The sequence below is a fragment of the Bacillus sp. SJZ110 genome (assembly GCF_006715455.1).
GTDB classification, from domain to species: Bacteria; Bacillota; Bacilli; order Bacillales; family Bacillaceae; genus Bacillus; species Bacillus subtilis.
Genome location: NZ_VFNF01000013.1, coordinates 1 through 14,760, shown reverse-complemented (window position 1 = coordinate 14,760; position 14,760 = coordinate 1). Strand labels below are relative to the sequence as shown.

General features: G+C 45.8%; 2 protein-coding genes and 1 pseudogene. All 3 read left to right on the top strand.

Annotated features, from left to right (window positions below; all coding sequences use genetic code 11):
- Positions 1 to 4,071: pseudogene (locus FB592_RS20760) on the top strand (non-ribosomal peptide synthetase); the annotation flags it as partial.
- A gap of 24 nt (positions 4,072 to 4,095) precedes the next feature.
- Positions 4,096 to 11,778, top strand: coding sequence for a plipastatin non-ribosomal peptide synthetase PpsB (ppsB, locus tag FB592_RS20755; RefSeq protein WP_141950105.1), 7,683 nt, complete (start codon positions 4,096 to 4,098; stop codon positions 11,776 to 11,778).
- 17 nt (positions 11,779 to 11,795) lie between these two features.
- On the top strand, positions 11,796 to 14,760 hold a 2,965-nt coding region (locus FB592_RS20750; RefSeq protein WP_141950103.1), incomplete at its 3' end, for a non-ribosomal peptide synthetase.

Sequence of the window (14,760 nt, the reverse complement as noted above, 5' to 3'; positions counted from 1 at the left end):
CGCATTCAATATAAAGATTATGCCGTATGGCAAGAAGGATTCAAAACAGGAGACGCGTACAAAACGCAGGAGGCGTACTGGCTGAAGCAGCTCGAAGGCGAGCTGCCTGTGCTGGATCTTCCGGCTGATCATACCCGCCCGCCGGTGCGAAGCTTCGCGGGTGACAAGGTCTCATTTATGCTGGATCAAGAGGTTACATCAGGCCTTCACAAGCTGGCACGAGAAAACGGAAGCACACTGTACATGGTGCTTCTTGCGGCTTACACCGCGTTCTTGTCACGCTTAAGCGGACAGGAAGATATCATCGTCGGCTCGCCAATTGCCGGCCGGCCGCACAAGGATCTTGAGCCGATACTCGGCATGTTTGTGAACACGCTGGCGCTTCGGACGCGCCCGGAGGGCGGGAAGCCATTCGTACAGTATTTGCAGGAAGTGCGTGAGACAGCATTGGAAGCCTTTGAGCACCAAGATTACCCGTTCGAAGAGCTTGTCGATAAGCTTGAATTGACACGGGATATGAGCCGGAACCCAGTGTTTGATGCGATGATTATCCTTCAAAATGTGGAAAAACAGGACATAGATCTGAGAGAAATAAAAGTCCGGCCTGCCAATTTCGCACATCACATTTCTTTATTTGATATCACATTAATAGCTACTGAAATAAGTGGATCTATTTGCTGCGAAATGGAATTTAGTACAGAAGTATTCCTGAAAGCTACGATTGAACGCTGGGCTGATCATTTTATCGAATTTCTGCATGAGGCACTTTCAACTCCTGAAACAAGCCTTGCACAAATAAACATACTTAGTGATAAAGAAAAACAAAAAATAGTCTTTGAATTTAACAAAACTCAAGTTGAATTTGCTCAAAAAGATATTCCTTTTCATCGCATATTTGAAGCGAAAGCTGAAGAAATTCCAGAACATATAGCTGTTATTGATAACGAAACAGAGATTAGCTATCGCCTTCTAAATGAAAGAGCCAATCGTCTGGCACGAACATTGCAAAACAGAAAAGGACCGAAGCCAACTGTGGCTGTTTTAGCCAAGCGGTCCATTGATACAATTGTTGGAGTGCTGGCAGTGATGAAAGCTGGCGGAGTGTATATCCCAATCGATTCACATTATCCAAAAGCCCGTATTGAATATATTCTTCGTGATAGCGGAGCAGATATTCTACTTTCACAGCAGGAATTGAAGCATTTGATTTCGAACTCGCCTGAATCTGAGATGTCTCATATCTGCCTTGACGATGAAAGCTCTTATGAAGAAAGTAATTGCAACCTTAACTTATCTCCTGCTCCTGAAGAGGCGGTATATATCATTTATACGTCAGGAACGACGGGTGCGCCTAAAGGTGTTATTGTCACCCATCAGAACTTTACTCATGCTGCTCTTGCTTGGCGTCAAATTTATGAACTGGATCGGAAGCCTGTCAGACTGCTTCAAATCGCGAGCTTTTCATTCGATGTCTTCTCAGGAGATTTGGCGAGAACATTGTCCAACGGCGGGACTCTAATCGTTTGCCCAGATGAAACACGGCTGGAACCTGCTGAAATATATAAGATCATGAACTCTCAGAGAATTACGGTGATGGAGTCGACACCGGCTCTCATTATCCCGATGATGGAGTATGTATACCGTAACCAGTTCAAGCTCCCTGACTTAGACATACTGATTCTTGGTTCCGACATGGTGAAAGCTCAAGATTTCAAAACATTGACAGACCGCTTTGGTCAAAGCATGCGCATCATCAATAGCTATGGTGTCACAGAGGCAACCATTGATTCGAGCTTTTATGAAACAAGTATGAGTGGAGAGTGTACGGGCGATAACGTACCAATCGGCAGCCCGCTGCCGAATGTACGCATGTACGTACTCAGCCAGACTGATCAAATTCAGCCGATCGGCGTTGCCGGCGAGCTGTGCATCGGCGGGGCAGGTGTTGCGAAAGGCTATCATCATAAACCTGACTTAACGCAAATGAAATTTACAGAAAATCCATTTGTCTCTGGAGAAAGGCTGTACAGAACCGGTGATCGAGCATGCTGGCTTCCAAACGGAACGATCCGGCTTCTTGGCCGAATGGATTATCAAGTGAAGATAAATGGATACAGAATTGAAACAGAAGAAATTGAAAGTGTTCTGCTTAAAACGGGGCTTGTCAGAGAAGCTGCTGTTGCCGTTCAGCATGATAAGAATGGACAGGCTGGTTTGGCAGCATATATTGTGCCTTCAGACGTCAATACGAATGCTCTCCGTGCTGCTTTAACAAAGGAGCTGCCAGCGTATATGATTCCTGCACATCTGATTCCTTTAGAAAACATGCCGCTAACCCTAAACGGAAAGCTGGACAGAAATGCCTTGCCGGCTCCAAATAATGTGTTATCGCGTCCATATACCGCACCAGTTAACGACATGCAAAAAACGTTGGCGTATATATGGGAAGATGTACTGAGCATGTCACGAGTCGGCATTCACGATTCCTTTTTTGAGCTTGGCGGAGACTCAATTAAAGCATTACAAGTAGCAGCACGTCTGGCAGCTGAAGGCTGGAGCATGACAATACGCGACTTATTCCGTTATTCAACGATTCAGGAACTATGCGGACATATCACACCATTGGCATCTCAAGCGGACCAGGGACCTGCGGAAGGTGAAGCTGAACTCACCCCGATTCAGCGAAGATTTTTCGGACAGGTACATGCTTTTCACTATCATTACAACCAGTCCGTCATGCTTTTCAGTAAAAAAGGATTCAATGCTAACGCGCTTCATCTAGCGCTGCGTAAAATAACCGAGCATCATGATGCCATTCGCATGATTTTCCAACGTGACCAAAACGGCCATGTCATTCAGTTTAATCGCGGAATCAATCACAAGGATCATGAACTGTTTGGCCTTTATATTTCAGATTGGACAAAAGCATCGCTGGAAAGGGCTCATCTTGATGAAAAACTTGCCGCTGAGGAAACCGTCATTCAAAGCAAAATGAATGTAGAAAAAGGGCCTTTGCTGCAAGCAGGTTTGTTTAAAACGGCAGAAGGGGATCATTTGCTGATTGCACTTCATCATCTTGTGATAGATGGCGTTTCTTGGAGAATTCTGCTTGAGGATTTAGCTGCAGCATATCAACAGGCTTTAGAAAAGAAAGAAATCCAATTACCGCCAAAAACGGATTCTTATTTATCCTACGCCGATGGTCTTACCCAAATAGCTGAAAGTAAACAATTGCATTCAGAGAAAACGTATTGGCAAACGATTTTAGACGCTCACACTGCTTTTCTTCCTAAGGACATAGAAAATGTGCCGGACAGACTCCAAAAGAACAGCGACGCAGCAGCGTTTGTACTATCCGGGGACTGGACTGAAAAATTGCAGTTTGAAACCCAGCAAGCCTATGGTACTGATGCCAACGAACTTTTGCTTACGGCTTTAGGAATGGCGCTTTCTGAATGGACTGGGCATGACCAAATCGTGATCAGCACTGAGGGACACGGTAGAGAAGGGCATGTGCCAAACATTGATATTTCAAGGACAGTTGGATGGTTTACTTCCATTTATCCTATTCTGCTAGACATGGGTATTCCCGAGCCTTTCGAGGATCAGCTCGCATACCGAATTAAGACGACAAAAGATATGCTGAGAAGAGTACCGAACAAAGGAACTGGATACGGATTGTTAACACACATAGGAGAACTGCAGCATAAAGAGCCTGAGGTCAGCTTTAATTATCTTGGTCAATTTAGCGAAGAGAAGGAAGCTGAAACGTTTCAATTATCATATTACAAGCCCCGTTACGAAATAGCGGGTGAAAGAGAACGAGAGTATGAGCTGGACATCAACGCTCTCATTACGGACGGACGGCTTCAAGTAAAAGCGGTATACACCCAGGTGTTCAGCAAACACTCAATTGAGTGCTTTATGGATCGTTTTCACAGGCATCTTATCGAGACGATTGAGCATTGTTCGCAGAAAAAAGCACGCGAAAAAACATTGAGCGATTTCAGCAATAAGGAATTAACGTTGTCTGCATTATCTAGCATCGAAGATCTCGTGAAAGATCTTTAACTTTTGAAAAGGTGTGTGGAATTGATGGCACAATCGGCACAAATTCAAGATATTTATCCGTTATCGCACATGCAGGAAGGAATGCTGTTTCATTCACTAATGGATTTCAGCTCGAAAGCATATATCGAACAGACCTCGTTTACGATCACAGGGAATCTATGCGTCGACTCGTTTCAAAAGAGCTTAAACCTTCTTGTTTCTAGATATGATATTTTCAGAACGATTTTCATTAAAGAAGTACCAGATCTTACAGGTCCGCAGCAGGTAGTCTTATCAAACCGGGAATTGACAGTATATAGAGAAGATATTTCTCGCCTGGCTGATCAAGAACAGCAGGCGCTGATTGATGCTTTTATGACTAAGGATCGGGAAAAAGGATTTGATTTGCAAAAAGATCCTTTAATGCGTCTTGCCCTTTTTGATAGAGGAGACAGCCAATATACATGTGTCTGGACACATCACCATATCATCATGGATGGGTGGTGTCTCGGCATTATTCTTAAAGAGTTTTTCAGCATGTATGATTCGCTCAAAAATAACTCACCTGTACAGCTTGGCAGCACGGTGCCGTTCAGCCGTTATATTGAATGGCTCGGAGAACAAGATCAAGAAGAGACTGCTGCCTACTGGAACGAATATTTGAAGGAGTACGGCAATACTGCTTCTATTCCCCGAATAAAGCGCCGCACGGCAGACGGGGATTATAAAGCTGACCAGGTCAGCTTTTCATTAGCGCCGGATATAGTTGAGAAACTGACAGAGGCTGCCCAAAACTGGGGAGTGACATTAAACACGCTGTTTATGAGTATTTGGGGCGTGCTGCTCCATCGATATAATGCTGCAGATGATGCCGTTTTTGGCTCCGTCATTTCGGGACGCCCGTCAGCGATTGACGGGATTGAATCAATGGTCGGCTTGTTTATCAATACTGTTCCAGTGCGAATCCGATCTGCGGAAGGCATAACGTTTTCTTCGCTGGTCAAATCCGTGCAGGAGGATATTTTATCATCTGAACAGCATGGGTATTATCCGCTTTATGAGATTCAAAACCATAGTCCATTGAAGCAAGGGTTGATCGATCATATTTTTGTTTTTGAAAATTACCCTGTACAGCTTCATCAGGCATTAAGCGTGGAGAGTGCAAATGACGAAGGCGCTCTGAAGCTGAGTGACATTTCAATGTCGGAACAAACCAATTACGACTTTAATATCGTTATCGTTCCGGGAGAATCATTTTATATCAAATTCAGCTACAACGCAGACGTTTACGAGCGGGAGGAGATGCTGAGGATTCAGGGGCATCTAAAGCAAGCACTGGATTGCATTTTGACAAATCCCGATGTTGCCGTCAGTGACATCAATATCGTCCCGCCGGAGGAGCAACAGGTTATCCAATTGTTTAACGAAACTGAGCGTCCTTATGTGAACAAAACGATACCCCAATTGTTCGAGGAACAAGCCCGCAAAACACCTGAAGCGGCTGCATTAAAAATGGGAGACGATTGCTGGACCTATCGCCAATTAAATATAAGAGCTAATCAGATTGCGCACGCCCTGATAGAAAAAGGCGTTGGATCTGGAGATATCGTGGCTGTGATGATGAACCGGTCAATGGAAATGCCTGCAGCTCTGCTTGGGATTTGGAAAGCAGGCGGCGCTTATATGCCGCTTGATCCAAATTTCCCAGAAGAACGTCTTTCTTTCCTGCTGAAGGACAGTCAAGCAGCTCAATTGCTGATAGAAGAAAACCTTATGTCATTCATCCCGCCGCACTATGAAGGAAATATGATACCGATAGAACGTACAGAAAGGCACCAAACAGCAGCTCCAGATGTACCGCCTGGTGATCTTGCCTACTTAATCTATACGTCGGGAACGACGGGGCGCCCTAAAGGGGTTTTAGTTGATCATCACGGTATTGCCAATACATTGCAATGGAGACGGGAAGAGTATGGCATGACCGAACAGAATATATCCCTCCATTTGTTTTCGTACGTGTTTGACGGCTGTGTAACGAGCTTATTTACCCCGCTTTTATCTGGTGCGTGCGTACTGCTGACAACAGATGACGAAGCGAAGGATGTGCTGGCCCTTAAGCGAAAAATAGCTCGTTATAAGGTCAGCCACATGATCATTGTTCCTTCCCTGTACAGGGTGTTATTGGAAGTGATGACTGCTGACGATGCAAAAAGTCTTCGTATTGTGACATTTGCGGGTGAAGCGGTCACGCCTGATCTGCTTGAGTTGAGTCAAATGATTTGTCCTTCTGCAGAACTGGCAAATGAATACGGGCCCACAGAAAACAGTGTGGCAACAACAATATTGCGGCATCTGAATGAAAAAGAGAGGATCACGATCGGACACCCGATCAGAAACACAAAAGTATTTATTTTGCACGGAAATCAAATACAGCCGATCGGCGCGGCGGGCGAACTGTGTATTTCCGGCGCGGGTCTTGCGAGAGGATACTACAAACAGCCAGAGCTGACACAGAAAGCATTCTCCGATCATCCATTCCTTGAAGGGGAGCGTTTATACCGAACAGGTGATGCAGGCCGCTTTTTGCCTGATGGAACGATTGAATATATTGGACGTTTTGATGATCAAGTAAAAATTAGGGGTTACCGCATTGAACTGAGAGAGATTGAAACAGTTCTTCGACAAGCACCGGGGGTAAAGGAAGCCGCGGTACTGGCCCGTGATGTTTCTGCTGAGGAAAAGGAGCTTGTTGCTTATATCGTTCCAGAAAAGGGAAACAGCCTCCCAGATTTGTATCAGCATCTTGCCGGGACATTGCCGTCTTATATGATCCCAGCAAGTATTATCAACATCAGCCGGATGCCATTAACATCCAGCGGCAAGCTTGACAGGTTTGCGCTTCCTGAACCAGAAAACAATACGAATGTCACATATATGGCGCCCCGAACCTTAATCGAAGCTGATCTCGCACATATTTGGGAAGATGTGCTGAATAAACAGCAAATCGGCATTCGTGATGATTTCTTTCAGTTAGGCGGACAGTCCTTAAAAGCGGCCGCACTGGTATCAAGAATACATAAAAAGCTTAATGTCGAGCTGCCGCTCAGTGAGGTGTTTTCATATCCGACGGTTGAAAGCATGGCGGGCAAATTGATGAGCTTAAAAGAACACGCTTTTACACAGATTGAACCTGCGGATCAAAGAGATGTCTATCCGCTGTCTTTCTCGCAAAAACGATTATATGCTCTTCATCAGCTGGCAGATGACAGCACAGGCTACAACATGCCAGCTGTACTTGAATTACGCGGAAATCTGAATCGCCAGCGGTTGAGAAGCGTTCTCACAGAACTTGTGAATCGGCATGAAGCATTACGGACTGTTTTTGTGCTTGACAGAGACGAGCCTGTGCAGATCATTTATCCAGAGATGGCTTTTGATCTAAAAGAGCTTGAAATGGAATCAGAACAAATGCTTGAGTCTGCAATCGAGACCTTTATCAAACCGTTTGATCTATCATCCGGTCCGCTTTTTAGAGCATGTGTCATTACAATGGGCAATAATCGCGGCTTTTTGCTGCTCGATATGCACCATATTATTGCCGACGGTGTCTCGATGAGCACTCTTGTCCAAGAATTTACTGACTTATATTGCGGAAAAGAGTTGCCAGCTTTAAACCTGCATTATAAGGATTTTGCTGTTTGGCAGCAAGAGAAGTACCCGAAAGAGCTATACAAAAAACAGGAGGCCTACTGGCTCGATCAGCTTGGCGGGAGTCTTCCTATATTAGAATTACCCCTTGATAAAACAAGGCCGCGCCTCCCTGATTTCAGCGGTGGAACATTTGAAGTCAACATTGATAAAGATATGGCTGATGAGCTGCACCGTTTAATGGCTGAAACGGGAACAACATTGTATATGATTCTTCTTGCTGTCTATTCTATTTTGTTATCTAAGCTAAGCGGGCAAGAGGATATTGTTGTCGGTTCGCCTGCTGCCGGAAGACCTCACGCCGATCTGGAGCGCGTCATCGGGATGTTCGTCAATACATTGGCGATGCGCAGCAAGCCCGAGGGCCACAAAACGTTCAGCTCGTATTTGCAGGACATTCGCCATCTGGCTCTGACGGCTTACGAGCATCAGGATTATCCTTTTGAGGAGCTGGCAGATAAGCTCGATACAAACCGAGAGGTAAATCGCAACCCGCTGTTCGATGCGATGCTTGTGCTTCAAAACAGTGAAGATTTCCGGTTCGAAGTGCCTGGTCTGTCGATTTCGTCTGTCACTCCTAAACATGATATATCTAAATTCGATTTAACATTACACGCTGAGGAGCATTTGAGTGGAATACGCTGCCGTTTTGAATACAGCACTGCTCTTTTTGAAGAAAAAACCATTACGCGATGGGCATCCTATTTTATTGAATTGGTGAAAGGGGTAACGGCGGATACCGAGATGAGAATTTCGGACATGCAATTCCTTCCTGCTGCAGAGCGTAGGTTGCTCCTTGAAAAAATGGGACAGTATGCGGCTTATCCGAGAAATGAAAACATAGTAAGCTTATTTGAAAAGCAAGCCGCTAAATATCCGGAGCATATCGCAGTTGTGTGCGGCCATTCTCAGCTTACGTATCGAGACCTGAATGAAAAAGCCGAGCGGGCAGCTGCTATGCTGATCAAACGAGGAGTCAGCACTGGGGATATCATCGGTCTGATGCTCGATCGGTCACCTGATATGATCATTGGCGTTTTATCGATTTTAAAAGCTGGCGGGGCCTATTTGCCGATTGATCCTGAATATCCCAAGGAGCGTATTAGCTTTATGCTCAATGACAGCGGAGCAAAACTGCTGCTGACAGAGCGCGGTCAAAACAAACCTGCAGACTACACCGGGCATATTTTGTATATCGATGAATGTGAAAAAGGCTCAATTCCGGCTAATGTAAACATTGAAGAAATAGTAACGGATATGCCCGCATACGTGATATACACATCCGGAACGACTGGCCAGCCAAAGGGAGTCATTGTCGAGCACCGCAATGTGATCAGTCTTTTAAAACATCAAAACCTGCCTTTTGAATTTAATCATGAAGACGTCTGGACGTTATTTCATTCTTATTGCTTTGATTTCTCTGTATGGGAGATGTTCGGTGCGTTATTGAACGGAGGTACATTGGTCGTGGTCTCTAAAGAAACAGCCCGTGACCCCTATGCATTCCGTTTATTGCTGAAAAAAGAGCGCGTCACTGTACTTAATCAAACTCCGACTGCTTTTTACGGCTTGATGCTTGAAGATCAAAATCATACAGATCATTTAAACATCCGCTACGTGATTTTTGGCGGCGAAGCCTTACAGCCCGGCATGCTTCAAAGCTGGAATAAAAAATATCCTCATACTGATTTGATTAATATGTACGGTATTACAGAAACAACGGTCCATGTAACATTCAAAAAATTGTCCGCAGCAGACATTGCAAAAAATAAAAGCAATATCGGCCGGCCTCTTTCTACTCTGCAGGCTCATGTGATGGATGCCCATATGAACCTGCAGCCGACCGGAATTCCAGGGGAGCTGTATATAGGCGGCGAAGGTGTGGCACGGGGATATCTCAACAGAGATGAGCTGACCGCTGACCGTTTTGTATCCAATCCTTATCTTCCGGGAGACAGATTATACCGAACAGGAGATCTTGCTAAGCGCCTGTCAAATGGCGAGCTGGAATACTTAGGCCGCATTGATGAGCAGGTGAAAGTCAGAGGGCACCGTATTGAGTTAGGCGAAATCCAAGCGGCACTTCTTCAGTATCCAATGATTAAAGAGGCGGCTGTCATTACCAGAGCAGACGAGCAAGGGCAAACAGCTATATATGCATATATGGTGATAAAAGATCAACAGGCTGCGAATATATCAGACATCCGAACTTATCTAAAAAACGCCTTGCCTGACTTTATGCTGCCTGCCCGTATGATACAAATTGACAGCATCCCGGTGACTGTTAATGGAAAGCTCGATCAGAAAGCCCTGCCAGAGCCTGAAAAACACGCTTATACAGCTGATGATATCAGTCCTAGAAATGAGATTGAAACGGTGATGGCTGAAATTTGGGAGGAGCTTCTTAATGTAGATGAGCTGGGTGTAAGCGCCAATTTCTTTGAGCTTGGCGGAGACTCTATTAAAGCGCTGCAGGTTTGTGCCAGACTGAAGCAGCGCGGATTTGAAACGACAGTACGTGAGATGTTTGAACACCAGACTCTTGGTGAACTGTCCGCCCGGGTTCGAAAAGACGTACGCGCCATTGACCAAGGCCCGGTCGAAGGCGAGATTACTTGGACACCTATCCAGCAGTGGTTTTTCTCGCAATCTCTGGAAAGCCATCATTTTAACCAATCCGTTATGATCTACCGGACTGAACGATTTGATGAGGCTGCGCTTAGAAAAGTACTAAAAAGCCTTGTGACTCATCATGATGCACTGAGAATCGTATGCCGGCATGAAGATGGCAGGCAAGTGCAGATAAACAGAGGGATAGATCTTTCAGATGAGGAGCTATATGTACTTGAACTGTTTGATGTAAAGGATAACCTAACAGAAGCCCGGAACACGATTGAGGAAGCAGCCAGCCGGATGCAAGAACATATTCGTTTGGAAACCGGCCCCTTACTTCACGCTGGATTGTTTAGAACCGAGAATGGTGACCATTTATTTCTGACGATTCATCACTTAGTTGTTGATGCGGTTTCCTGGCGAATTTTGTTCGAGGATTTTTCAGCGGCTTACAAACAGGCAGTCTCAGGAGAATCTATTAAACTGCCGCAAAAAACAGATTCATATTTAACGTATTCACAAAGAATAGCTGACTACTCTCAAAGCCGCCAGGTGCAGCGCGAAGCAGCGTACTGGGATGAGTGCGAGAACCGTCACATCCAGCCTGTTCCAAAAGACAATGACGCAGCATCTAACACATTCAAAGATACAGAAGTGATTCATTTTGAGCTATCTCGCCACCACACAGAATTACTGTTAACGGCTGTACATAAAGCTTACAGCACGGAGATGAATGATATCCTTCTGACAGCTTTAGGTCTTGCTTTGCAGAAATGGACGGGAAATAACCAATTTAAAATCAGCATGGAGGGCCATGGAAGGGAATCATATCTTGAGGACATTGATATTAGCAGAACTGTTGGCTGGTTCACCTCCATTTATCCTGTGTGGCTTGATATGAGAGATTCCGATCATAAGGACAAAGAAGAGCGGCTGGGCCACCTTATTAAACAGACAAAAGATATGCTGCACCGTATACCGCATAAAGGCGCGGGCTACGGCGTGCTGAAATATATCAGCAAAAGATGGGGCTCTCAGAAAAACAGCCCAGAAATCAGCTTTAATTATTTAGGCCAGTTTGATCAGGATATTCAATCAAATGCCTTTGAGGTGTCTGACATCAAGCCAGGAAATGAGATCAGCCCGAACTGGGAGCGTCCTTATGCACTGGATATCAGCGGCGCCGTTTCTTCGGGGTGCCTGAACATGCACATCATCTATAACAGGTTTCAATTTGAGGAAAAAACAATCCAAACATTTTCCAGGCATTTTAAACAGACTCTGGAAAACATCATTGAGCATTGTACCGGCAAAGAAAACCAAGAGTGGAGCGCATCTGATTTCACTGATGAAGACTTAACGCTTGATGAATTGAGTGAGATCATGGGAGCCGTCAACAAACTATAGGGAGAGGAGATTCACTGATGCCGCAGCAACCCGAAATACAGGATATATACCCTTTGTCATTTATGCAGGAAGGGATGCTTTTTCACTCATTGTATGATGAGCAGTCGAGAGCTTATTTTGAACAGGCTTCTTTTACGATCAATGGACAGCTTGACTTGGAGCGTTTCCAGAAAAGTATGGATGCTGTTTTTGACAGGTACGATATCTTTCGAACGGCATTCATCTATAAAAATGTAGCCAAACCTCGTCAAGTCGTGCTCAAGCAACGTCATTGCCATGTTCATGTTGAAGATATTTCTCATCTCAATGAAAAAGATAAAGAAAATTGTACAGAGGCATTCAAAGAACAGGACAAATCAAAAGGCTTTGATCTCCAAACGGATGTACTGATGAGAATATCTATTTTAAAATGGGCGCCTGATCATTATGTCTGTATCTGGAGCCACCATCATATTTTAATGGATGGCTGGTGTTTAGGCATCGTCATTAAAGACTTTCTCCATATTTATCAGGCGCTTGGAAAAGGGCGATTTCCTGATTTGCCTCCCGTACAGCCGTACGGGACGTATATTAAATGGCTGATGCAGCAAGAGCGTGAAGAAGCAGCTGAGTATTGGAAAAAAAGGCTTCAGCATTTCGAAAAAGCTTCGCCTCTGCCAAAAAGAACAGATCAAATGTCGGATGGGACATTACAGCAGATCACGTTTACCATTCCTGAAAAAGAAACCTCCGAATTACAGAAAATCGCTGCAGCTTGTGGTGCGACGCTTAACACTGTTTTCCAAGCTTTATGGGGAATCATGCTCCAAAAGTTCAATCGTCGCGACGATGCTGTATTCGGATCAGTTATATCAGGCAGACCTTCTGAGCTAAAAGATGTGGAAAACATGGTCGGACTTTTTATCAATACCATTCCTATTCGAGTCCAAAGTGATTTTCTGTCTTTTTCTGACCTAGTCAGCGGAATGCAAAAGGACATGACTGAAGCAGAAGCGTATAGTTACTTCCCTTTATATGACATTCAGGCGCAGAGCGCTCTTAAACAAGAGCTGATTGATCATATTATCGTCTTTGAAAATACACCTACTCAACAAGAGATTGAAGAGCTGAATCAAGCTGGATCATTTGATTTCTCCGTGAAAGATTTTGAGATGGAAGAGGTAACTAATTATAGATGCAGTGTCAAAGTGATCCCAGGGCGTACTTTGTACGTTCGGATTCATTTTCATACAGGCACTTATCAACCAAATATGATGTCTGAGATAAAAGATTATTTACAGCACATGATCTCTGACGTCATCTCTGATCCATCTCTTCCTGTGTCAAAGATGACATTGCTAGATGAGGACAAAACACGGAAAATCGTTTCTCAAAATAACAGGACAGTATCTGTTTCACCTGAAGCCCCAACCTTGCATGGGCTGTTTGAACGACAGGCGGCAGTCACACCGGAGCGGCCAGCGATTCGCTTTTCAGGCGGTTCGCTGACATACGCTGAGCTTGATATGTACGCCAGCCGGCTGGCTGCTCACCTTGCGGCACGCGGCGTCACAAACGAAAGTATCGTCGGGATCCTGTCTGAACGCTCACCTGACATGCTGATCGCTGTCCTTGCTGTACTGAAGGCCGGCGGGGCGTATTTGCCGCTTGATCCTGCGTATCCGGAGGAGCGGCTGAGCTACATGCTGAAAGACAGCGGGGCATCACTCTTGCTGACGCAGCCGGGATGCTCCGTACCGAACTTTTCCGGAGAGACGCTTGAAGTGGACATGACATCTCTTGCGAGCGAAAAAGCAGAAAACCATCTGTTTACTCCTGCTGACGGCGGTTCTCTCGCCTATGTCATCTATACATCGGGCTCTACCGGGCAGCCGAAAGGAGTGGCCGTTGAGCACCGTCAGGCTGTTTCCTTTCTGACCGGCATGCAGCACCAGTTTCCGCTTTCAGAAGATGACATTGTCATGGTGAAAACCTCTTTTTCCTTTGATGCGTCTGTGTGGCAGCTGTTTTGGTGGTCGCTTTCCGGCGCTTCGGCGTATCTGCTTCCGCCCGGCTGGGAAAAAGACTCCGCATTGATCGTAAAAGCCATTACTCAGGAAAAAGTGACAACGGCTCATTTTATTCCGGCTATGCTGAATAGCTTTCTGGATCAAGCAGAAATGTTAGCGCTTGGTGACGGGACAAACCTAAAGCGTGTATTCGCCGGAGGTGAACCGCTTGCGCCGCGTACGGCAGCCCGTTTTGCTTCTGTATTGCCGCAGGTATCATTAATCCATGGCTACGGGCCGACAGAAGCAACGGTAGACGCGGCATTTTACGTATTGGATCCAGAACGGGACAGAGACCGTTTGCGGATTCCGATTGGGAAGCCCGTACCTGGTGCGCGTTTGTATGTTTTAGATCCGCATTTAGCCGTACAGCCTTCCGGTGTCGCCGGCGAACTATACATTGCCGGAGCGGGTGTTGCCAGAGGTTATTTGAATCGGCCGGCATTAACGGAGGAGCGTTTTCTTGAAGACCCGTTTTACCCGGGGGAACGCATGTACAAAACAGGGGATGTGGCGCGCTGGCTCCCTGACGGGAATGTTGAATTCCTCGGGCGTACGGATGATCAGGTGAAAATTCGCGGCTACCGGATTGAGCCGGGAGAGATTGAAGCGGCACTAAGAAGCATAGAAGGCGTAAGGGAGGCGGCCGTTACCGTACGGACAGACAGCAGCGAGCCGGAATTATGCGCTTATGTAGAAGGGCTCCAAAGAAACGAAGTGCGGGCACAGCTTGAGAGGCTGTTGCCGGGCTACATGGTCCCAGCCTATATGATAGAGATGGAACAGTGGCCTGTTACGCCAAGCGGAAAGCTCGACCGAAACGCCCTGCCAGCTCCTGACGGAGCGGCAGATGCGGAGACCTACACAGCGCCGAGAAACGTGACTGAGATGAAGCTTTCTCAGCTGTGGGAGGACGTGCTGAAAAATGGCCCTG